Origin of the sequence: Phascolarctobacterium sp. (assembly GCF_030531065.1) — a bacterium.
GTDB lineage: Bacteria > Bacillota > Negativicutes > Acidaminococcales > Acidaminococcaceae > Phascolarctobacterium_A.
This window is the reverse complement of the sequence record NZ_JAUNOQ010000024.1, coordinates 1-23,198: the sequence shown is the minus strand read 5'-3', so window position 1 is coordinate 23,198 and position 23,198 is coordinate 1. Positions and strand designations below refer to the sequence as shown.

Below are 23,198 nucleotides of genomic sequence, written 5' to 3'. Positions count from 1 at the left end.
ATATGTTGTACATCAGCTCTCGCTTCGCTTTCAGCTCGCGAATCGCTGTGTACAACATTATACCATGTCGGTCGCGGCTCTGTCATCCTTCCGCTTTCGTTTCCGCAGCAAAATGCCTAGGCTTAGGCGCTTTTTTACCGTGCATATAGGCGTGCTCCTGCGCCAGCTCCTGCTGTAATTTCAATCCGCTCCACTGCATATTATAGGGCGTCAGCATGGCCTTGAGCGCCACCCGCTTCAGCTTGCCCTTTTTGATAGCGACAAGCAGCCTGTCCAAATCAGGCCGGGTAAAGCCGCACAGCACCAGCATCTCCTCCGCAGCCTCTTCGCCTGCGTACGCTTCCTGCACAGCCTCCACACCGGCCGCGCCAGCCAAGCAACCCAAGGGCTGCAATAATTCGCTGCGCGGCACGGAGCGCAGCTGCACCTTCAGCATCATGCAGGCCAAGCGCAGCGCCTGCAAACGCTCTGGTGCAAAATTGTAGGCCAAAATAATTTTTTGCATATAACCTCCATAAGCGTAACGTCAGCTTTTTTAGCTGAACAAATCTATTTGATTGGTTTCCGGCAGATTTTGCAGCGCGCCCACCTCTGCCAGCCGTTCGATAACGCTCTTGCTGATTCCGGCACGCTGGCGCAAATCCTCCTGGGAAATAAAGGGCCGTTCTTTATCGCGCACGGCGGCGATAGCCTTGGCCGCGCTTTCGCCCACGCCGCCCAAAGCTGCCAGCGGCGGCATCAGGCCCTCCTCCGTAACCCGGAATTTAATCGGGTCGGATTCGTACAAATCGAGATGAGTAAATTTAAAGCCGCGCTCCATCATTTCGTTAGCCAATTCCAGATAGGTAACGGTGGATTTATCCAGTACGCTGGCTTTAAATCCCTGCTGATAAACATTTTTGATGAAATTTTTTACATAGGGCAGGCCCTTGGCCACGTTGGCGTAATCAAAATCCTTGGCGCGCACGGTAAAGTAGGCCGCATAAAATTCCTTAGGATAATGCACCTTGCAGTAGGCAATGCGGTAAGCCATCAAAACGTAGGCTACGGCATGAGCCTTCGGGAACAGATACTGCACCTTTTCGCAGGATTTAATGTACCATTCCGGTATTTGGGCGGCGCGCATAGCCTCCAGCATTTGCGGCTCCAAGCCCTTTTTGGCAGCCTTGCCCTTACGCACATGCTCCATAGTTTTAAAGGCCAGGCTGGGCTCCACGCCCTTGCTGATCAAATGCGTCATAACGTCGTCGCGGGTGGAAATAGTTTCCGCTACCGGCTTGCCCTCTTTAATTAAATCCTGCGCATTGTTCAGCCATACGTCCGTGCCGTGGGAATAGCCGGACACGCGCACGATCTCGCTGAATTTTTTCGGCTGTACGTCCTTGATCATCTGCCGGACAAAGGCCGTGCCGCACTCCGGAATGCCGAAAGTGCCCACGTCGCTGCCTATCTGTTCCGGCGTAACGCCCAGGGACGTAGTATTTTGGAAAATACGCAGGGTTTCCTCGTCGCCCATGGGGATATGCTTGGGGTCAAAATTGGGATCCACGTCCTCCTGCAAATATTTTTCCAGCATTTTCAAAACCATGGGATCATCGTGGCCCAGAATATCCAGCTTAACCAAACGATCGTTGATGCTGTGATAATCGTAATGGGTCGTAATGGTATCGCCGTTTTTATCGTCGGCCGGACGGTTCATGGGCGTGATATAGTGAATATCCATATTGCGCGGCACAACCATAATGCCGCCGGGATGCTGGCCCGTGGTGCGCTTGATGCCGGCGAAGCCCTCCACTAGCGCCGCTATACGGGCGGGATGCACATGCACGCCCTTTTCCTCGTAATATTTTTTGATATAACCCACCGCCGTTTTATTGGCAATAGTGGATATGGTGCCGGCGCGACACACATTATCGCGTCCGAAAAGCTCTTCGGTGTATTTATGCGCCACGGACTGATCCGACATAGCGGAGGGATCGTCCGGGTCGATGCCGCCGGAAAAGTTCAAATCGATATCGGGAACCTTGTCGCCATGGAAGCCCAGGAAAACGGCGAAAGGAATATCGTGTCCGTCGCGCAGCATAGGCGCGCCGCACTCCGGGCAATCCTTCGGCGGCAAATCGAAGCCCGAATCCACCTCGTTCTTGAGGAAAAATTCGCTGTGACGGCAGTGTGGGCAGCGATAATGGGGCTGCAGGGCGTTAACCTCCGTAATATCCAGCATCGTCGCCACAAAGGAGGAGCCGACGCTGCCGCGGGAACCTACCAGATAGCCGCGGTCCAGCGAATGTTTAACCAGCTTATGCGCGATGAAGTACAGTACGGAAAAGCCATGGCCAATAATAGCGTCCAGCTCCATTTTCAGACGCGCTTCCACCACCTCCGGCAGCTTGTCGCCATACCATTCGTGAGCCTTGGCGTAGGACAAGTTCCTTACGGCGTCCTCCGCGCCAGGAATGGACGGCGAATACAGCTGGTCGCGATCCGGCACCGGCTTAAAGCGTTCGATCATATCGGCAATCTTATTGGTATTCGTTACGACTACCTCGTAAGCCTCCTCCTTGCCGAGATAAGCAAATTCCTCCAGCATTTCCTCCGTCGTATGCAGATACAGCGGCGGCTGCAAATCGGCGTCCTTATAATTCTGCCCGGCCTGTAAAATAGCGCGCAGCTGCGCGTCCTCCGGATTGAGGAAATGCACGTCGCAGGTAGCCACCACCAGCTTGTTCAGGCGCTTGCCCAGCTGATAAATCTTACGGTTATGCTCCTGCAAATCCTCCAGTGAGCATATATTTTCCCGCACTAAGAACATATTATTGCCCGTGGGCTGAATTTCCAAATAGTCGTAGAAGCTGGCGATTTCCTCCAGCTCTGCGTCGCTGGCGCCATTGCGTACCGCCTGATATAGCTCGCCGGCCTCGCAGGCCGAGCCTAAAATCAAACCCTCGCGGTATTCGGCAATAACCTGACGCGGCAGCAGCGGCCGTTTGTTCAGATAGCGCAGATGGCTGATGGAAACCAGCTTATATAAATTGCGCAGGCCGGTTTCGTTCTGCGCCAGAATGATAATGTGGTTGCTGCGTATTTTAGGAGCGCGGCTGGATTTAATAGTATCCGTGGGCTCTTGGTCCAAATCGGCGCCCCTTTGCTTACGGTCGCTGATAAGATAGCCCTCCATACCGAAAATCAGCTTTAAGTCGCTGCCTTCGGCAGCGTCAAAGCAAAACGGAAAGGCCTGCACGACGCCGTGGTCGGTGATGGCCAAAGCCTTGTGCCCCCAGCGGATAGCCTGCTTAACCAGGCCCTCCATAGGCGTCAGGCCGTCCATCTTGCTCATTTTCGTATGACAATGCAGCTCTACGCGCTTTTCCGGCGCGTTATCCATACGCTGCGCCGCGCTCTCCAGCTTCATAATACCAAAGGGCGTCATAGTCATTTCGTCAAAAGCAAAGCGATCGGGAGCCACATTGCCCTGCAAGCGCAGGCGCATGCCCGGCTTGAGCAGGCTCTTAAAATCGTTGCAGTCCTTGCGGGCGTTGCCGTTCTCTTGCTTACGAAAGCGCATTTTGACAAAAATACCGTTAGTATCGTCGCTGACGTTAAAGTTCAGCATAATATCGCCGCTGCGCAGCTCATGCTCGATAAAGGTCTGCAAATTGCCGTCCTTATCCAGACTTTTAACAAAGGTTCCTTCAATAACGACCTTATTTTCTTCTTCTGTAAGCGAATCTATAGTGCGCACCGGCCCTTTAATTTTTTTGCCCCACAACAGGCCGTCGTCCTTCTTGGCGCCGTACAAAGCGTCGTAGGCTGCTCTAAATTCCGCATTGGCGTCGTAATCCGGCTCCTCCGGAGGCTCGCACAAGGGCGGCTCCTCCGGCTCCGCCGCGCCTATTTCCACAGACGGCGGCTCCGGCGGCAAAGGCAATTCCTCCGGCAAGGGCTCGCCCGTGCAGTCCGTAAAAACAACCTCCGGCTCCTGTTCCTTCGGCGGCAGCTGGCATTTACTGCCGTCGCCGTCGCAGACCATATCAACCTGCCGCAAAGAAAAAGCGGCGGCTAATTTTTCCGCCGCCGCCTGAAGCAAACCCTCCGTCAAATGAGCGGCACAGCTGAAATGTACCTCCCACTGGCAGGCGCTTTCGTCAACGCAAATCTGGCTGATATGCATCAGCCGCAGCTGCATCAGCTCGCTGCCCGAAAATGACTGAGCGGCCAAAAAGGCAAAAAATTTATTTTCATCAGGCATCATGCAATATTTAGTTTGCATTCCTTCGTCCTTTCAAAGCCATAACAACAAAAAACTTACTTGGCGTTTTCCACGCTGATTACGCCGTCGATACCCTGCAGGCCGCGCACGATATCCGCTCCCTCCGGCGCAGTTTTCCCTATTTTTAAATAGAGGTCGATGACCAGGCAGTTTTTATCCTTATCCTTCTTTACGTTCAACGACCTTACCTGCACGCTGTTCAAAGACAGATAACCGGTAATATCGGTAATCGCTCCGGTACGATTGCCCGTAACGACGCGTACAAAGCGGCGGTCACTGCGGCTGGTAGCGGCAAAACGCTTTTCCCAGGTATGAAAGGTTACCAGAGTAATCATAGTAATCAGCGTAGCCACAGTACTGAGGAAGAACATACCGCTGCCAACAGCCAAACCGATGGCGGACACCATCCACAGGCTGGCGGCAGTTGTCAGGCCGCGGATCGTCATGCCCTCATGCAGAATCGTGCCTGCGCCCAGAAAACCGATACCGCTGACTACCTGTGCGGCAATACGCGCCGAATCGCGCCGCTGCCCCAGGTCGCCCTCCGCCAAGGCTGTAACAGGTTCCAACTCGTCAAAGCCGTACATGGAAACCAGCATAAACAGCGCTGAGCCTACGCATACTAAAATATGGGTACGGAAGCCGGCCGGACGGTCGCCGCTGCCCCTTTCCAGACCGACAATACCGCCCAGGACAGCAGCTGCCAACAGCCGGACAACCATAACTACCTCCTGGCTATGAAGCCAGGGTATATTTTCAAACATTTTGCACCTCCTCAAAGCGCTTGCGCGCTTTTCTTACTACAGGCTGTGCAGCATCTCCTTCAACGCAGACGCATAGTCGCTGTCCAAAGGAAGCATCTTCACCTCGCCGGTGCGGCGCACCTTAACCTCCAGCTCGCCGGTAGTAAGGGTTTTGGGACCCACTACTACGCGCAATGGATAGCCTATCAAGTCCGCGTCCTTGAATTTTACGCCCGGACGCTCCTTACGGTCGTCAATGACTACCTCCAGTCCAGCCTTCTGCAGCGTCTGATAAATTTCCTCAGCCTTGGCGTTGCTGGCCTCGTCCTTGACGTTTACGGGAACTACCAATACATGGTACGGAGCAATAGCGGCCGGCCAAATCATGCCGTCCTTATCATTATTCTGCTCGACGGCTGCGGCCATAGTGCGGCCCACGCCGATGCCGTAGCAGCCCATAACCATCGGCTGCTCCTTGCCGTTTTCATCTAAATAAGTAGCGTGCATAGCCTGGCTGTATTTAGTGAACAGCTTGAACACCTGGCCTACCTCGATGCCGCGGGCCTTCTTAACCGCCGCGCCGCAGTGCGGGCAGGGGTCGCCCTCGGCCATCAGACGGATATCGGCCACATAGGTCGGAGTGAAGTCGCGACCGGGATTTACATTGATATAGTGGTAGCCCTCTTCGTTAGCGCCGCAGCAAATATTGTGCATCTGCATAACGCTTTGGTCTACAACGATAATTACTTTTTTAGGATCCATGCCTACAGGACCCATATAGCCGCCCACAGTGCCAGCCTTAGCCAGCAGCTCCGGCTCGGCCATTTCCACCTCGCTAACGCCTACGGTATTGATAACCTTAATTTCGTTAACCTCATGGTCGCCGCGCACAAAGCACAGAATCAGGCCCTTTTCGCTCTGGAAGGCCACGGCCTTCATGGAATGGTCCACAGGCGCCTGCAAATAAGCGCACACATCGGCAATAGTTTTGCAGTCCGGCGTTACTACCTTTTCCATAGGCAGCTCGGCCTCCTCCGGCGCACTAATCGTATGCAGCTCGGCCTTTTCCACGTCGGCTGCGTAATCGCAGGCAGAGCAATAAACGATTTCCGCTTCGCCGCTTTCGGCCAGCACCATAAACTCATGGCTGCCGCTGCCGCCGATAGCGCCGCTGTCAGCCTCTACCGGACGGAAGTTCAAGCCGCAGCGGGTAAAAATTTTCGTGTAAGCGTCGTACATTTCCTGATAGGACTCTTCCAGACCGGCTTCGTCGCGGTCGAAGGAATATGCGTCCTTCATAATAAAATCACGGCTGCGCATCAAGCCAAAACGGGGACGGCGCTCGTCGCGGAATTTATCCTGAATTTGATACAGATTCAACGGCAGCTGGCGGTAGGAACGCACATCGTTCTTAACCACGGTGGTCACCATTTCCTCGTGAGTCGGGCCTAAGCAGTATTCATGGCCGTGACGGTCCTTCAGACGAATCATCTCTGCGCCGTAAGCGCCCCAGCGGCCGCTTTCCTGCCAGATTTCAGCCGGCTGCATAATCGGCATCATAATTTCCTGAGCGCCCTTATTATCCATTTCCTCGCGGATGATGGCCTCAATTTTTTTGATTACGCGCCAAGCCAGTGGCAGATAAGTGTACATACCGTTAGTAGATTTACGCATAAAACCGGCGCGCAGCAGCAACTGATGGCTGGCAATTTCAGCCTCGGACGGCACCTCGCGCAGGGTGGGTGCATACATTTTTGTAACTCTCATTAAAGGGATACCTTCCTCTCCAGTAAAATTTTATCTATTTCAGTGAATAATTCATCGATCAGCTTATCCTCGGAAACCTTGCGCAGCACCTGGCCCTTGCGGAAAATAAGTCCCTCGCCGATGCCGCCTGCCAAGCCCACGTCAGCCTCTCTGGCTTCGCCTGGGCCGTTGACCACGCAGCCCATAACGGCCACGCTGATGGGCTCGCTGATATTCGCCAGACGGCGTTCTACCTCCAGCGCCAGCTTCTCCAGATTGATGCGCGTGCGGCCGCAGGTAGGACAGCTGATAAGCGTCGGCCCATGCTCGCGCAGTCCTAAAGCTTTAAGAATATCGTAAGCTACCCTTACCTCGTTTACCGGGTCGCCGGTCAGCGAAACGCGGATAGTATCGCCAATGCCCTCGGCCAACAGCGTACCAATGCCCACAGCCGATTTAATAATACCGCTGTTGACGGTGCCGGCTTCGGTAATGCCCACATGCAGCGGATAATCGCATTGAGCCGCCATCAGCCGGTAAGCGGCCAAAGTCAGCGGCACATCGTGAGCCTTAAGGGAAATCTTAATATTGCGGTAATCCATATCCTCTAAAATATGAATGTGACGCCACGCTGCCTCCACCATGGCCTCCGCGGTGGGGTGCCCATATTTTTCCAGCAGATCCTTGGGCAGGGAGCCGGCGTTGACGCCAATGCGAATAGGAAGCTGACGCACCTTGGCGGCCTCCACCACCGCACGCACCCTATCCTCTCCGCCGATATTGCCGGGATTCAGGCGCAGGCCGTCGACCCCAGCGTCAATAGCGGCCAAAGCCAGCCTGTAATCAAAATGAATGTCGGCGATAACAGGTATGGGGCTTTCCTTACAGATAGTCTTTAAGCCCTCGGCAGCCGCCATATCCGGCACGGCGCAGCGAATGATATCGCAGCCGGCCTCCGCCAGCTGTTTAATCTGCGCCAGCGTCGCCGCCGCATCGTCCGTATGGGTATTAGTCATGGACTGTACGGCGACGGGAGCGCCGCCGCCGATAAGTACGCCGCCCACATGAAGCTGGCGTGTAGTTCTACGTTCCAACAACCTTCCTCACCTCTTAACGTGTTATATCCTTAAAGGTAGAAAAGACGGTCAAAGCCAAAATCAAGGCTACGCCTACCATCTGGATATTGTTCATAGCCTTGCTGCCCAAAGGCTTGCCCCGCAGGCCCTCCAGCAGCAGCAGCACAAAATGTCCGCCGTCTAAAGCCGGCAGCGGCAGCAAATTGATAACGCCCAGATTGATGCTCAGAAAGGCAACGAAATTCATTAAAGGCAGCAAGCCCTTTTCCGCTACCTGGCCCGCCATCTGCGCCACGCCAAGGGGCCCGGACACCTCGGCAGGAGCCTTGCCCGTGATAATCTTCGTCAGGCCGTCCACCATAGCGAAAATAATATATTTAGTGTAACTAAAGCCTTCCTTAACGGACTCGGTAAAGCCCATTTTGATGCGTTCAAATTTAGGCGTAATACCGATTAAGGGGCGCTTGGCTTCTTCATCGTAAACCGGCTGCATGGTATACTGCTTAACCGCGCCGTTACTTTCAGCAGTCAGCGTAACCTCCTTAGTGCCGTTGGCCCGCAGCGTCGTAACAATAGCCTGCCAATCCTGCACCGGCTGGCCGTTGATGGTCAAAATTTTATCTCCGGCCCGCAGCCCCGCCTTATCGGCAGCCATGCCCACCATAACATTGCCCAGCACCGGCTCGTTAAGCACGCGCTCCGAGCCCTGCGCAAAGAAAATGCCGGTGAACAGCAGCACGGGCAGCAGGAAATTCATCAATGCGCCAGCCAGAATAACCAGCATCCGCGCCGGAATGGATTTAGATTTAAAGGAGCCCGGCTCCGCAGGATCGTCCGGGTCCATACCGGCAATTTTATTATAGCCTCCTAACGGAATAGCGCGCAGGCTGTACAGCGTATCCCCGTCCTTCTGCTGATAAATTTTAGGGCCGAAGCCGATAGCAAATTCATCGACGCGCATGCCTGTCATTTTAGCTGTAATAAAATGACCGAATTCATGAACCGTAACCAAAACGCCAAAAACAAAAATTGCCGCTAATATTGTTAACAAAATATACCTCCCTCACAAGCAAATTACAAGGACGCAATGATATCCCTTGCCGCCAGACGCGCAGCCGCATCCGCCGCTTCAATATCCTCGATGGCAGGCCGCAGCACATTATGGTGCAGCTCCGTAACCTTCGCCGTAATATACGGGATATCAAGATATTTTATTTTATCTGCCAAAAAGGCGTAAACCGCCTCTTCATTAGCCGCATTAAAGGCACAGGGCAGCGTACCGCCCTCCTTACCGCATTCCACGGCCAGCTTCAGCGAAGAGAAGGCCTCCGTATCCGGCGCTTCAAAGGTCAGCGTTCCGGCCTTTACCAAATCCAGCTGCTCAAAGCTGTAGGAATAGCGCTCCGGCCAGCTCAAAGCGTACTGGATGGGCAGCCGCATATCGGGCTCGCCCAGCTGCGCAATAACGCTGCCGTCGCAAAATTCCACCAGACTGTGGACGATGCTTTGGGGATGCACCACCACGTCGATTTTTTCATAAGGCATATCAAACAGCCAGTGAGCCTCGATAACCTCCAAACCCTTATTAGCTAAAGTAGAAGAATCCACCGTAATTTTTTTGCCCATGCTCCAATTAGGATGATGCAGGCATTGAGCCAAGGTCACTTCGGCCAGCTCGCTGCGTTTTTTGCCGCGGAAAGGCCCGCCGGAGGCTGTAATAATCAGCCGCTTAACCTCATTTTCCCTGCCCCCGCGCAGGGACTGAAAAATAGCGCTGTGTTCGCTGTCCACAGGAGTCAGGCTTACCTTATGCTCAGCCACGGCCTCCATAACCAGGCTGCCTGCCGCCACCAGGGTTTCCTTGTTGGCCAGCGCAATATTCTTACCGCATTTTATCGCCGCCATCGTAGGACGCAGCCCGGCGTAACCAACCATGGACGCCAGCACTGTATCCGCGCCCTCATAAGTAGCGGCGGCCAAAAGGCCCTCCTCCCCGGCCAGAATCTCTGTCCTGCCGTGATAGCGCTTACGTAGTCGCGCCGCGGCCTCCTTGTCCGACAGCACCGCCAGATCTGGCTGGCAGGACAAAATCTGCTGCTCCAGCAACTCGTCGCTGGTGTGAGCCGCCAACACGCAAATTTTCATTTTATCAGGATTTGCGGCAGCCACCTCTATGGTTTGACGGCCAATAGAGCCTGTGCTACCTAAAAGAGAAATATTCTTCATATTGCACCTCATTATTGGTACATACCGAAAATGCTGATGAGCAGCATTAAATAATAAACCACGGGCGCGGTGAACAGCAGGCTGTCAAAACGGTCCAGCACGCCGCCATGCCCAGGGAAAATATTACCGGAGTCCTTGATTTCAAAGGAACGCTTAATAATGGATTCTATTAAATCGCCCACCGGAGCGAAAAAGGCTACTGCCAGCGCCACCGCCACAGCTTGCGCCAGGGAAACGCCCAGGCAGAGTATGCACAGCGCCAAAACCGTAATAAAGCAGCCTACGAAGCCGCAGACTGCACCCTCGAAGGATTTCTTGGGGCTGACGCTGCAAAAAGGCGTTTTGCCGAAGGCGCGGCCAAAGAAATAAGCGAAGGTATCGCTGGCCCAGGTGCCCAGCAGCACCACCCACAGGCAGACCTCGCCGTACTCAAAAACGCGGAAGCCCAAATCGATATGCGGCCCGCCGTCGAACACGCGCAGGATAATAATATGGGCAAACAGCAAGCCGCAGTACAGCATGCCCCACATGGACAAGGCCGTATTAGCAAGCCAGTTTTTATCATCGCGCATGCAATGATGCCATAAGCCCTCGATAGCGTTAAATATGAAAAACAGAGCCGTCAGCATCAGCATAAAAGCCAAGGTAAAGACCTGCTCCATTTCCACATAATAGCCCAACGCCGCCATGCCAACCAGCAATAAGCTGCCCAGTCCCGAAGTCAGCGGATAAACATGATAGCCCTTGGAGGATGCCATCTTGTGGTACTCATACCAGCCCACGGCGGACAGCAGCAGCACGGCGGCAGAAAACACCAGACCGCCCTTTGTAATAATGGCTATAGCCGCTGCAATGCCAACTAAGCCGGTGATAATACGCGTTAACATCTTATCTAAACACCCTGTTTCTCAATTTACTTTTTGTCCACTAAGCCGCCAAAACGTCGTTCCCTGCCCTGATAAGCCAAAATGGCCTCTACCAGATGATCGGGAGTAAATTCCGGCCAAAAGACCTTTGTCGTCCAGATTTCAGCATACGCAATCTGCCACAGCAAAAAATTGCTGATGCGCAGATCGCCGCCGGGACGGATCAAAAGATCCGGCGCAGGCAGCCCTGCGGTATAAAGATGGCTTTCCACCACCTTATTATCTATTTGCTCTACGTCCAGGGTACCGGCTGCCGCTTCCGCCGCAATAGAGCGTACCGCGTGCAGAATTTCAGCCTGACCGCCGTAGTTGATAGCCAAATTCAAAATGATGCCGGTGTTGTTTTTAGTTGCTTCTATGGCATGATCCATTTTCTGCTTGACGATGTCCGGCAAGCCCTCGCGCGAGCCGATAAAACGCACCTGCACATTATTTTCGTTAAATTCGTCGATTTCATTCGTCAGATAACGGCTCAAAAGCTCCATGATGAAGTTAACCTCCGTCACGGGACGCTTCCAGTTTTCCGTAGAAAAAGCATAGGCGCTGATAACCTTAACGCCCAGCTTGTCCGCCGCTCTTACAATAGTTTTCAATGTTTCTGCGCCCGCCTGATGACCATAGGTGCGCACCTTGCCCTGAGCCTTGGCCCAGCGGCCGTTGCCATCCATAATGATAGCGATATGCCGGGGAATATTACTCATATCCAGCCCGTTGGTATCCATAACTATATTATTTTTTGCCTTACTTCTTGTTTGGAACAAGCCTTTAAACACGCTAATCCAGCCTTTCCATTCGTCTTAAAATAGAAGAAGAGGCAGGCCTCTAGCAAGAGGCCGCCTTCCTGATTTTGCAACCTTGAATTATTCAATAGCGCCAACCGGGCATTGAGCAGCGCAAGCGCCGCATTCTACGCAATCTTCGCCGATTTCGTATTTGCCGTCGGCTTCAGTAATAGCGCCAACCGGGCAGGTAGCAGCACAGCCGCCGCAGCCGATGCAGCTGTCTTTATCAATTTTCAGAGCCATTATCGCGCACCTCCTTCCTTAATCTATACACAACGGTAAGAACTAATCTATTAGCAGACAGCATTTGCTGCCGTACTACATATTTACGCACTGCCTGACCGGCAAAGTCCTCCTCTGCGCCGCGGGGCGGCAGCAAGAGCTCCACATCAAAGGAGCAGCCCGCCTGCGTCAGGCGGCGGGTCGCTTCCTCTAAAGGCAGCGCCAATACATTGGGCATTTCCATTATACTTCCATAACTTCTTTTTCTTTATTAGCCGCTACCTCGTCGATATCCTTCATAATCTTGTCGGTCAGCTTCTGTACTTGGTCAGTTCCCTTTTTAACGTCATCCTCAGTAATTTCCTTGGCCTTTTCCGCTTTTTTGATAGCGTCGTTGGCGTCGCGGCGCAAATTGCGCACTACTACGCGGTATTCCTCAGCCTTCTTGTGAACGACCTTCACTAAATCCTTACGACGTTCTTCGGTCAGCTGGGGCAGGTTCAGGCGGATGCACACGCCGTCGCTATTAGGGTTAAGCCCCAAATCCGATTTCATAATCGCCTTTTCGATATCCTTCAGCAGGTTCTTTTCCCACGGTTGAATCACAATCATGCGCGGTTCGGGAACAGTTACGCTGGCCACCTGGTTAACGGGTGTGAGCGTACCATAATATTCTACCATAACCTTATCCAGCAAAGCCGGAGTAGCGCGACCGGCGCGCAGGCTTGCTAAATCGACGCGCAGGGCGTCAACGGATTTATGCATTTTACCTTCCATAGCGGTGGTGATTTCTTTTACTGTTGCCATTATTATTTACCTCCTACCAGGGTACCGATTTCTTCACCTGCTGCTGCACGCAAAATATTACCCGGTTTATCAATATTGAATACGACGATGGGGATATTATTGTCCATGCACAGGCTGATAGCCGTAGAATCCATAACGCTCAGCTTACGCTGAATAACCTCGATGTACTCCAGCTTATCAAATTTCTTCGCGTCGGGATTTTTAGCCGGATCGCTGTCATAAACGCCGTCCACGCCCTTTTTGGCCATCAAAATAGCGTCCGCTTCAATTTCCGCCGCACGCAGAGCAGCCGTGGTGTCCGTGGAAAAATACGGGTTGCCGGTGCCTGCCGCAAAAATAACCACTCTGGCCTTTTCCATATGGCGGATAGCGCGGCGGCGGATATAAGGCTCTGCGATCTGACGCATTTCAATCGCAGTCTGCACACGGGTCGGCACGTCCAAATTTTCCAGCGCATCCTGCAAAGCCAAAGAGTTGATAACAGTTGCCAGCATACCCATGTAATCGGCGGTAGCGCGATCCATACCCTTATTGCTGCCGCTGAGACCGCGCCAAATGTTGCCGCCGCCATTAACAACGGCTACCTCGACGCCGAATTCCGTAACCTCTTTAATTTGCTTAGCCAGGGAGTAAACCACCTCCGGGTCGATGCCAAAGCCCTTTTCACCGGCCATCGCTTCGCCGCTCAGCTTCAAAACGACGCGTTTGTATTTTTTTAACTCTGTCAATTCAACAACCTCCCACACTTTATTTAATCTTATTGTCTATTCAACAATTATACCAAAATTTCCTGCTTTAGGCTAGGTTGAAATTTCAAAGAAGCTGTAAATCTCTGCGCCGCCCTTCAATCTGGCATTGAGAAATTTTTATTTTCTGGTCATATCAACATAATCAAATGGCATTATAATAAATTCTATCATCAAACTATAGAAAGCAGGTATTTTTATGGATAACATATCGACAAATAAAAGAAATAACGCCACCTGGGCCATCTGTATGACGGCTCTCTTTATGGCGCTGAACATACTCATGAGCTCGTTCGGCATGCCGGTTCCCGGCGGTCGCCTGTATTTAAACGACGTTATCATCTGCACGGCGGCTATTCTGCTGCCCAGTGCCAAGGCAGCCTTTATCGTCGGCGGCATAGGCGCCTTTTTGGGCGATCTGTTCTTCTACCCCACGCCAATGTTCGTCTCCCTGGCTACCCACGGCCTGCAAGCAGTAGTTATCTGCAAACTGGCTCACCGCGACGGCGAAGTCACCTTCAAGAACGCCGCTTGGGGCGTTTTCCTAGGCGCAATCATTATGGTAGTCGGTTATTCTCTGGGGCGCGCCTTTATTTACAGCACTCCTTATTACGCCTATCTGAAATTACCCTACCAGGTATTACAGGCGGCGGTCGGCGCAATCGGCGGCTTACTGCTGTGCTTTAAGGGCGGTCTGCTTACAAGCTTCAGCAAAATGCAGGAAAAATAAAACAAAAAACAATATGACATAGTTTAAAGGGCTGCCGCATTGACGAGAATAAATCGCCTAATGCGGCAGCCCCTTTAGCTATTATGGTCATCAAAATCAGAATACCGTTTCCGTTATGCTCACAGTGGCAAATAAGCAGAAATAGCTTCGCCCACTTTAAATAAAACGGCCTTCAAAGATTTTTTAGCCATGGATGGATTACCTATTATAAAATAGTCAGTTTCATCCCTGATTTCCATAGAATATTGTTTGTTTAAAATTTCTTTCTGCCGTTCTAAATCAATGATGCGCAGCCCCATTGTCGCCGTCATCTTCTTCGTATGCCAGATAAAATTAAAATTCTCCGACCAATGATAAGGCATCAATTCCGTATAAACAAAATACTTAGCGCCGCTATCTTTTACTATCTCAGAAATTTTTTCCAGCTTATCGCCAAAATGAGATTGCTTAAATTTGTCATTATAAGCAGAGCTATCTTTAACAATGTAGATAGTATCTATCTTTTTATGCAATTCCGCTTCTGCTATAGCATTTAATTTAGCGTTGTAGTATTTTTCAGCCTGATTATTAAAGATTAAAATAACGCTACTTTTCTCCCGTGCCTCTGCAATATTCTGTTGACTGCCAAAAGCAACGACAGCCAGCAGAAAGAATAATAAAAAACTGCTCCTGCAAATATTTCTTAGCTTCAGCAACATCGTTATTTTACTGCCTCAGCTTTTTCTTTTGGCAAGCGAACGTCAATCACAGCAGCAATCTTTTGTCCCACAGTATTGAGAGCCTTCAAGGCTACAGACTTATTGCCTATGCCGCCAATCATGGTGCTGTCGGAGGCTTTCTCCGTATATTTGCCCACATATAAATATTTATTATTAACCAAATCAATCATTTTAAACGGTACGGCTGTGGTGATATCTTTGCCGACTGTAAAGAAAGTCATTTTATCACGGGCAACGAAGGGCTGAACCTCAAGATAGATGCAATAATCTATACCCTCGCCCGCAAATGCATCAACTATATCAGCACGCTCTGCATCAGCTATATCCATATATCCAAGCTTATTTAATTTTTCCGCATACGGCGCGCCGTCCACTAGTTCATACACATCTTCCGGCAAGGATTTATTCAGATATCTAAAAAGTGCATTATCTACTTCTGCATCATAAGTACTTTTAGCGTTGTTAATATAAATAATAGCAACCTTCGGCAATGTGCTGACCATATTCATGGCAGCATTTTTATTTTGCTCTTCTGCCATAGCTTTTTTCAAACGCTGGCTAAAGGACTCTTTTTCTTCCTTTCTCTCTTCCTGAACAGCAACGCTTTCAGAAGCTCTTATCCTTGTTACCAAATCCTGCTGTACTTCTTCTTGCGCCATAGCTGTGGCTGTCATACCAAAAATCATCATGCCAGCTAATAATGTGGTTAATTTTTTCATGATTATCTCTCCTCGTTTTATAAAAATTATTTTTGCCCTGCCATTTGCTCGTATAAAGGACGGCTGACAGAGGTATTATACAGGCCGACGCTTCGTCCCATATTCTTCTGCTTCTTCTGCTGCTTTTGCCCCAAACAGGGTTTGTTCTTTAGTTAAATTATAAAGAACCGTATTACCTGTCTTTTGTTCATCAAGAATATGGTGACTTTGCACATAGCTGCCTGCATACATCAGATACCGCACGCCGCTGGCAACTGCCATTTCTTCCGCAGCTCTCTTTTTAGCTTGCACAACGGCGTCGTCAATCTTGTTATCGCCTTTTACTTCTATCAGTTGATAAGAACCGTCTGCCATCTTGGCGAGAAAATCAGGATAATATTGACGAATTCGTCCCGATTCCGGGTCATAATAATAAATCGACAAATCGCCCTGATTGGCTGTAAACATCCCGGTGAAGTAAATTTCTTTTACCTTTTCGCTAACAATGTACTGCATGAAGCACTCCAGCTCCGGGCGAGAATCAAAGCAGTAGGTATCCGCATGGAAGCTCTTTCTTATCTGCGCTGGAGTAAACCCTGGATACTGGTTTGTGATTACTAAATCGTCCTTAGCTGAGAACTCGTAATAACCGGCGTCCTTTGGCGCTCTTAAAAGTACCAGCTCCCTGTCTTCCGTTTTCTTTTCCAATGTAATTTCAAATAACGCATGAAAAATTTTCGGAACAATTATATCGTCCAACACTTCGTTATATTTGTTGACTGCCTCTAAGATTACGTCAATCCCATCCGCAGCTTCTCGCAAAATTCTGGAAGCCAGAACACAGGAAATATTCATGTAACTGGCGATTTCCCCGGCAAGGGAAAATGCGCTGTACTTCATATTATCACGAAGATGGTCGATATTGATTTCCTTAGTAGTAGTATCCCGCGCAATACTGTCCCGTTCGTACATGACGCTCATATACTTAGAAAAATCCATCCCCGCCAGCCCGAAATCAACTGGATCGGAATATGCTTTTTCACGCATCTTATACTCGTGCCAAATTCTTTTAAGCATAATACTTCTGGGCGGCGGCAGCACCCTGACCTTATACCTGTGGCGGTCGTTCTGCGACGGATTTTTGATGTCCTTGAGTTCCATATTAAAATTCTTATGCAGCTCGTCGTCCAAGGTATCATAATTTTCTTTCGACAAAAAGACTGTCGCGGTAAGGCGTTCATCCGTAATCGCGCGCAAGCAGCGCATAGTTGCCTGCAAAACGAAAATTTTGGACGTCGGACTTCTGTAAAGCGCAACTCCGAACAGAGAGCGGCAGTTCCAACCCTCTTTGCCCTTTTCTACCAGAATGATAAACTGTTTCTCGTTGCCCTCGCTGCCCGCTACGTCAAGATTATTGAAGTTACGGATATCCTCGTCTTTTGTGTATTTAATGTTGCCGACGTTGACAAGTATCGTAGACGTCGGGATCCCCAAATCGGCAAGAATGCGTTCCAGCGCCGGGGCTACTTCATTTACCGCCTCATCAATCCCGGCGGCGTAAACAGCCAGCTTCGGCTTCAATCCCTCGTATGTTCTACCGCCGTATCTTTTCCAGAACTCAGTAACGGCAGCTTTCAAAAACTCCCCGCTCTTAACATTTTCAAAACCGATGGGATCGGCGTCTTTCAAAAAGCCGTTCCAGATAGATTCCTGTAATCCGTAAGAATAAACTACCTCCGGCAGCATTTGATTCTTCACATAAGGCGTGCCGGTGTAATTGTAACAAGCCACAATGGAAGTGCTCGCCGCCAAAAGATTGATAGTATCGCGCAGGCTCGTCTTTTTCGTTCCGCTAGAACGGATTTGCTTTTCTAATTCGCTCCCAAACAAGTGATGCGCTTCATCCACATACACGCCGAGCTGCGGCAAGCGGCAAAGCTTCTTGAAGCGTTGATTGTCCATCAACGTAGAATCGTCCCAAGCGTCGTCTTCATCGTCTCCGCCATAAACCGCAGAAAGCAAGGAAGCTGAACCATTGAAAAAAACCTGGCCGGGCGTTTCCTCCTTGCGTTTCTTCTTAACAATAATTTTCTGCGTATTGGATATGATAATATTAAAATCCGAATCGTCTATAGTATTTAGAACCGTGCCGCCTTCTTCCAAAAAATGAAACTTAATATTAGCATCCAGTACTCTTGCATACTCCGGCGGTACGACCTTCGTCTTATCAAACGTCATGATCTCGCGCAGCGATTGCAGTACGGTCTTATCCGGCGCAAACACCAGCGCGTTATGGCAGAAGCGTTTATCCTTCGGGTACTTCTTCGCCAGCAGGAACTCATAGAAAATACACGTTCCCATAAGAATAGTTTTTCCCAGCCCCATTGTCAGCGCATAGATATAGTTCGGATAATTTTCCTGGTACTTCTTCATCTGTTTGAAAAGCGTGTCCGTCTGCTTTTCTGTAGGGGCGTCCAGCAAACTGATTTGTCCGTTCCTAGCCACAGAATAATAAGAAGCGTCGGCAAAACGGTTGCGTTGGTTCCGCCAATCGTCGAACATCTCGTAAACCTGTTGGTTATTCATAAATTCTTTTATGAATACATACATCTCCAGCGCTTCAAACTGTGGCTTGCGCAAAAACGCTTTAGGGTTTTCTTCACGGTCATTGTACGCAAGGAACTTTCTGGTCAGGTCGTTGTAGCGGGAACGGATTTTTCCTCTATTCTCTACATAGTAGTACCAAAGCTGCTGGCTGAATGCAAACTCCTGCGCATAGGTATCCGCCATTTAGCGCACCTCCATTTCCAGCGACTCCGATAACAGGTCGGTAATCTTTACCTTAATCGTACCAGCGTTCTCCGGTATAGCATAAACGCCGCTCACCATTGCGTTTTTGCCGGGAATATCAATTACGGCTGGCTGCATGACAACGCCGTCATAGTTCCAATCAATCATGATGGAATCCACAAGCTGCCGCCAATCCTCCACGTATTCTTTTTGCAGGTATAATTTCTGCATCAGGTTCAGCGGATAAAACTCCCGGATAACCAGTTCATCGCCCTCACGCACAATTTCCGCTTCGGATTCCCGCTTGAGCTGCAAATCCGCCTTGTCCCTGAGGATATCCAAAACCTCAACGTCAACCTTATAATCTGACAGTTCCTGCTCCAGCGCGCCTTTCAAATCCGGCTCATGCCCCATACAAACAATCGTCATGCGTTCCACCGGCTGATGCGGACTTTCTTCCTTGCGTTTTTCATATGTCTTATACGGAAGATTAGCAAGCAATTCCTTCAAGTCAGCCTTTATGGCAATGCGGTTGACCGGCATAATCTTCACCATTCGTCCGTCCAACTCGCCGTCCCAGACATTGCTCTGCGGAAACGGCTGAATTTCCAGTGCGGCAATCAGCAAGTCGTGTGCTTCCACCGGATTACGGAAGAAGTCGTAATTATTGACGTTGTAGACCTCAAAGCCCGTGTACTTTGGCTCATCCTGAATCTTGCTTTCCAGTTCCGACGCAACGGACAGCAGGCGTTTAGTAGTAGTCTGAATTGCGCCGAGATTGATGTCCGCGCCAATAAAGCGGCGGCCAAGCTTCATGGCAACGGCTTGCGTTGTACCGCTGCCCATGAAACAGTCAAAAACAAGGTCATCAGAATTGGACGCAGCTTTGATAATACGTTCAAGTAGTTTTTCAGGTTTTTGCGTCGGATAGCCTAAAAATTCCTTACTTGCAGATTTGGTCGTTGAGCTTTGTCCTACCTCCCACACATCGTCGGCTTTTTTCTCGGTAAATATCTCATATATCAAACTACCATCTGGGTTACGCGCAGAAACAAGCTTACCAAGTTCAGATGACCATATACGTTTATCTCGTTTTGTAGGTTTATCTAAAGGAATCATTATGGGGTTTGAAGTAAATTTCTGCCCTTTTGAATACCAAAATATATTATTATGATTCGTTGCAAATCCTCTTACATTTCCCTGAAAGTTATCTGCATAATGCCATATAATCTCATTTCTGAAACAATTTTGTCCGAAAATATCATCCATAAGGCAACGAAGATATGACGATTTATGCCAGTCACAATGTAAAAAGATACTGCCTTTCTCAGAAAGCAACTCTTTCATGAGAATTAATCTCTCATACATAAACTGTAAGTACTCGTCATTTGTCCAAATATCGCCGTACTGCTTCTCTTCAAATGACGAGCTATCGCTTTCTGCTTTTCCAATGCCTTTGAGATCAATCTTCTTTTTATAATCTGCTTTACTATCAAACGGCGGGTCAATGTAAATCAAATCGATCTTCCCGCGATATTCTTTCAACAAATGGCTCATCACCTGCAGATTATCACCCCAAAAAATTTTATTCACCCATCCGTTCGTAGCTTCCCCATAAGTTTCCCGCAGCTGCGCCGGGTAGTATTGGGTAGAGAGATAAGGCCGCTTGCCAGTCCAACGTAATTCAGGATAGCCCTTAATGGTCGGTCGCTGGGCAAATTCAAAGGATAGTTGCTCGCTTTCACTCATAATCGTACAGCCTCCTTGGCTTATGCTTATTTATTCTGGCAGTAATACCTAAAGTCGCAGTTCTCACAAATTTTGGCGTTATCAGCGCACTTACGGAAATCTTTTTGCATAATGCGTTGCACCGTGTCGTCAAAGGCTGCCATCGTCCCCTCAATCGCCGATTTGGTATAAGGGAACGTCACCGTGGGCACACCGTTTTCCTCGGCGGTATAATAAAGGTGCATTTTGCTGACTTTCTTCCCGGTACGCATTTCCACTAAATAAGCGTAGATATGCAGCTGCCTGCGGTACTGCTCCAGCCGCGCTCGCTCGCTTTCCATATCCGGCTTTTTTTCAGATTTAAAATCTACTATTTCAACGGTATCGCCAGCGCCTTTAATTAAATCGATTTTGCCTTCAACTATGTAATCCTGTTGCACAAGGCTGACGTCCACCTCCGCCTGCTGGATTACGTCCCAGTTTTCCCGCTGGCGCTCGGCGTAACGCAGCACCTGTTTCAGCGCCGCTTCGCGCTGCGGTACGGCTAAATAGGAATGTTCCGTCCTCGATAGCGAAGCATAATTGGCCTCAAACCAACTTGCGATATTCTCCGGCGTAATTCTTTGTTCCTCGTTCCTTAACGCCGCCCGGTGTATATCTTCAATCGTTTCATGAACCAAGCGACCGAACAGCATGGCGTTGGCGCGCACCGGCATAAACTCCAGCTCCTTATAGAATTTATATTGCAAAGCGCAGGTTTCATACACCATAATGTGCGAAGTGAAGGAAAATGTCGGTTTGATATTCACATCTTTAATAGGTTTAAAATCGAACTCAGCTAATTGGAACGCTTCATTGTTTGCAGGAAGCAGTTCCTGATACACGTCGCGGAAATATTTGCTCGGCGTGCGCTTGTTTTCGTTGCAAGTCAAAATCAATAAATCCTGCGCGCGTGAAAAGGCGGTGTAAAACAACCGCCAAAAATCAAAGTACTTGGTCTGCTCGTAAGGTTCAAACGCAGGCCGCTTGAAGTAATGTTCTTCAATCTTCCGCATCAGTTCATTGCTCTGCGTGCGCGGCACATTTCCCAGCGAATCTACCAACACAATGGGAAACTCCATTCCTTTGGCCTGATGAATCGTCAAAAAAGAAACGCAGCCGCTCGGCGCATATTCGGACTCGTCCTCGTATTCCGCTATGCCCCCGTCATATAAAAGCCGTAAATAAAGATTAAATAATTTTTCTGTATTCACGTTAATATACTTAGAATTCAAAACATCTACCCTGTGCAAGTATTCAAACTTACCTATAATCTGCGAAAGTTTCGCTAAATTCCTTGCAGGACGGATGTCGACCACGCCGATGTCCAAATTACAATCCAGCATCTTGGCAAACGGTGCAAACCCCAAAAGCTGATACAAGAGTCCGGAATATGCGTAATCCGTCGTTCCTCGTAAACCGAAGTGACTTTTTCCGGTACGCCGTACCCATTTCAATAATTCTTTATTTTCCGGCTGCACCACTACTTCGTTAGCAAGCGTGATGCATTCGCGATAATACGCCGTATGTTCTGAATGCAGAAAGTTATAAGCGTCGTTTTCCAATCCCTGCACATACCGAGGAAATAACAGCATCAAACATCCCAGCGCCAATTTTATTTCAAAGCGCTGAAAAAACATATCGGAACGCGGAGAATATACATTTATATCATGTCGCTCTAAAAATTCCGCCAGCGCCTTTACGCGATGATGCTTAACCGAATAAAATAAAAAAGCTACCTGGTTATAATTTGTTAGCTTTCCTGACTCTTTTAATCGATGTATAAAAGCCAGGATATTATTATGCCATTCGTCAACGTCATCTGCGCCCGACAGTTTAATGACGGCAGGACTTGTTAAAACCTTTTGCTTATGCGGCTCGATACGTTTGCCGTAGCGAAATTTATTCCAACTAAATTTAAATTTTTCTCCCTCGGTTGTCGTCATCCAGCGGTTATAGAAATCTACGATTTCCCTATTAGAGCGATAGTTGATAACCAACGGTACAACCTTGCATTCGCCCGGCTCAAACCGCTGTGGAAATTCAAGAATATTTCTTATCGTAGCGCCGCGAAAGCGGTACAAGCCTTGGTCGTCGTCGCCGACAACGCAAATATTCTTTCTGTCCCCCGCCAACAAAAATATTATTTGCTCTTGAATGTAATTAGTATCCTGATATTCGTCCACCATGACGTGAGTAATTTTCGAGCGCAAGCACTCCAAAATCGTAGGATTTTTTAATAAAAGATTATACGCTTCAACTTGAATCGAAGAAAAATCCAGTAAATTACCATCGGTTAAAATTTTCTGGTAAATTTGCATTACCTTCCCCATAACGGCAATGCCAGCGTCAGCGTCTTTTAGTAATTCTTCGGGCGTTACCATTTCCTCCGATAAATTGCTCACATAACTGCAAATTTCTTCTGCCTGCTGCCACGCGCTTTTCTGCGAAAGCACATTTTCTATACCGGGAACGTCGCGAAACAGCGCAATATTTTGGAAAACAGTATATTTTTGGTCAAACGCATCCAGTAATCGATAATTTTTGCGTAATCTGGAATATTCCAGATTATCCTTCAAAATCCGTAAGCAAAGAGAATGAAATGTTCCCACATACATATCGTTTACATTTACAGTTATTCCTCGCCTGGATAATTCATTTGTGATGCGCGTAATTAGTTCTTTCGCCGCTTTATCGGTAAACGTAGCGATAAATAAATTTTCCGGTTCGACGCCGCACTCTTCTATTAAATAAATCGCTCTCTGCACCAGCGTGTAAGTCTTACCCGTCCCAGGCCCGGCCGTTATCAAGACAGGACCGTCGGCTGTAGCTATAGCCTGCCGCTGCCCTTCGTTAGCATTCCTAAAATCAAACATAAACGCAATCCTTTCGACTTGACTTATCCTCACCAAAAGCTAAAAATTCTTCTGAAAAATTACGGTAATGTGTA

At 49.3% G+C, this 23,198-nt stretch carries 19 protein-coding genes; 1 reads left to right on the top strand and 18 read right to left on the bottom strand.

The annotated features are described in order from the left end of the window. Positions 1-82: 82 nt before the first annotated feature. From Q4E64_RS11165 to pyrH, 13 genes are all read right to left on the bottom strand, one after another. On the bottom strand, positions 83-505 hold the full coding sequence (locus Q4E64_RS11165; protein WP_303168002.1) for a DUF3783 domain-containing protein: 423 nt from the start codon (positions 503-505) through the stop codon (positions 83-85). A gap of 30 nt (positions 506-535) precedes the next feature. Further along, positions 536-4,270 carry a PolC-type DNA polymerase III gene (locus tag Q4E64_RS11160; RefSeq protein ID WP_303168001.1) on the bottom strand — a complete coding sequence of 1,245 codons (3,735 nt, stop codon included), beginning with the start codon at positions 4,268-4,270 and terminating at the stop codon, positions 536-538. A gap of 35 nt (positions 4,271-4,305) precedes the next feature. Continuing rightward, positions 4,306-5,034, bottom strand: a complete 729-nt coding sequence (locus tag Q4E64_RS11155) for an MgtC/SapB family protein (RefSeq protein WP_303167999.1) — start codon at positions 5,032-5,034, stop codon at positions 4,306-4,308. A 36-nt stretch (positions 5,035-5,070) separates the two neighbouring features. Beyond that, positions 5,071-6,780, bottom strand: a complete 1,710-nt coding sequence (locus Q4E64_RS11150) for a proline--tRNA ligase (protein WP_303167998.1) — start codon at positions 6,778-6,780, stop codon at positions 5,071-5,073. Next, positions 6,780-7,853 (bottom strand): flavodoxin-dependent (E)-4-hydroxy-3-methylbut-2-enyl-diphosphate synthase, encoded by a 1,074-nt coding sequence (ispG, locus tag Q4E64_RS11145; protein ID WP_303167997.1) that lies wholly within the window; start codon positions 7,851-7,853, stop codon positions 6,780-6,782. Before ispG ends, Q4E64_RS11150 begins: the two co-directional genes overlap by 1 nt. 16 nt (positions 7,854-7,869) lie before the next feature. Further along, positions 7,870-8,889, bottom strand: a complete 1,020-nt coding sequence (rseP, locus tag Q4E64_RS11140) for an RIP metalloprotease RseP (protein WP_368501589.1) — start codon at positions 8,887-8,889, stop codon at positions 7,870-7,872. Between the two features lie 20 nt (positions 8,890-8,909). Continuing rightward, complete coding sequence (locus Q4E64_RS11135; RefSeq protein ID WP_303167994.1) at positions 8,910-10,061, bottom strand: 1-deoxy-D-xylulose-5-phosphate reductoisomerase; 1,152 nt, start codon at positions 10,059-10,061, stop codon at positions 8,910-8,912. A gap of 11 nt (positions 10,062-10,072) precedes the next feature. After that, positions 10,073-10,948 (bottom strand): phosphatidate cytidylyltransferase, encoded by an 876-nt coding sequence (locus tag Q4E64_RS11130; protein ID WP_303167993.1) that lies wholly within the window; start codon positions 10,946-10,948, stop codon positions 10,073-10,075. A 26-nt stretch (positions 10,949-10,974) separates the two neighbouring features. Beyond that, complete coding sequence (locus Q4E64_RS11125) at positions 10,975-11,748, bottom strand: isoprenyl transferase (RefSeq protein ID WP_368501588.1); 774 nt, start codon at positions 11,746-11,748, stop codon at positions 10,975-10,977. A gap of 99 nt (positions 11,749-11,847) precedes the next feature. Further along, complete coding sequence (locus tag Q4E64_RS11120; RefSeq protein WP_293729168.1) at positions 11,848-12,012, bottom strand: 4Fe-4S binding protein; 165 nt, start codon at positions 12,010-12,012, stop codon at positions 11,848-11,850. Next, positions 11,996-12,229 carry a hypothetical protein gene (locus Q4E64_RS11115; protein WP_303167989.1) on the bottom strand — a complete coding sequence of 78 codons (234 nt, stop codon included), beginning with the start codon at positions 12,227-12,229 and terminating at the stop codon, positions 11,996-11,998. Before Q4E64_RS11115 ends, Q4E64_RS11120 begins: the two co-directional genes overlap by 17 nt. Positions 12,230-12,234: 5 nt before the next feature. Further along, positions 12,235-12,798, bottom strand: a complete 564-nt coding sequence (gene frr / locus Q4E64_RS11110; RefSeq protein WP_303167988.1) for a ribosome recycling factor — start codon at positions 12,796-12,798, stop codon at positions 12,235-12,237. A gap of 2 nt (positions 12,799-12,800) precedes the next feature. Beyond that, positions 12,801-13,526 carry a UMP kinase gene (gene pyrH / locus Q4E64_RS11105; RefSeq protein ID WP_303167987.1) on the bottom strand — a complete coding sequence of 242 codons (726 nt, stop codon included), beginning with the start codon at positions 13,524-13,526 and terminating at the stop codon, positions 12,801-12,803. Positions 13,527-13,743: 217 nt separating this feature from the next. Between pyrH and Q4E64_RS11100 the strand changes: the two genes are divergently transcribed. Further along, on the top strand, positions 13,744-14,274 hold the full coding sequence (locus tag Q4E64_RS11100) for an ECF transporter S component (protein WP_303167986.1): 531 nt from the start codon (positions 13,744-13,746) through the stop codon (positions 14,272-14,274). 119 nt (positions 14,275-14,393) lie between these two features. Here Q4E64_RS11100 and Q4E64_RS11095 read toward each other — a convergent pair whose 3' ends face one another. The 5 genes from Q4E64_RS11095 to Q4E64_RS11075 all read right to left on the bottom strand — a co-directional run bounded on the left by Q4E64_RS11095 (position 14,394) and on the right by Q4E64_RS11075 (position 23,124). Further along, the gene (locus Q4E64_RS11095; protein ID WP_303167985.1) at positions 14,394-14,972 is read right to left on the bottom strand and encodes a hypothetical protein; all 579 of its coding nucleotides are present in this window, start codon (positions 14,970-14,972) and stop codon (positions 14,394-14,396) included. Positions 14,973-14,974: 2 nt separating this feature from the next. Further along, complete coding sequence (locus Q4E64_RS11090) at positions 14,975-15,712, bottom strand: hypothetical protein (protein ID WP_303167984.1); 738 nt, start codon at positions 15,710-15,712, stop codon at positions 14,975-14,977. A gap of 75 nt (positions 15,713-15,787) precedes the next feature. Further along, positions 15,788-18,481 carry a TnsA endonuclease N-terminal domain-containing protein gene (locus Q4E64_RS11085; protein WP_303167983.1) on the bottom strand — a complete coding sequence of 898 codons (2,694 nt, stop codon included), beginning with the start codon at positions 18,479-18,481 and terminating at the stop codon, positions 15,788-15,790. After that, a complete protein-coding gene (locus Q4E64_RS11080) occupies positions 18,482-20,230 on the bottom strand; it encodes a site-specific DNA-methyltransferase (RefSeq protein WP_303167982.1) in 1,749 nt (582 codons plus the stop codon). Positions 20,231-20,256: 26 nt separating this feature from the next. Next, positions 20,257-23,124 carry an ATP-dependent DNA helicase gene (locus Q4E64_RS11075; protein WP_303167981.1) on the bottom strand — a complete coding sequence of 956 codons (2,868 nt, stop codon included), beginning with the start codon at positions 23,122-23,124 and terminating at the stop codon, positions 20,257-20,259. Positions 23,125-23,198 lie beyond the last annotated feature (74 nt).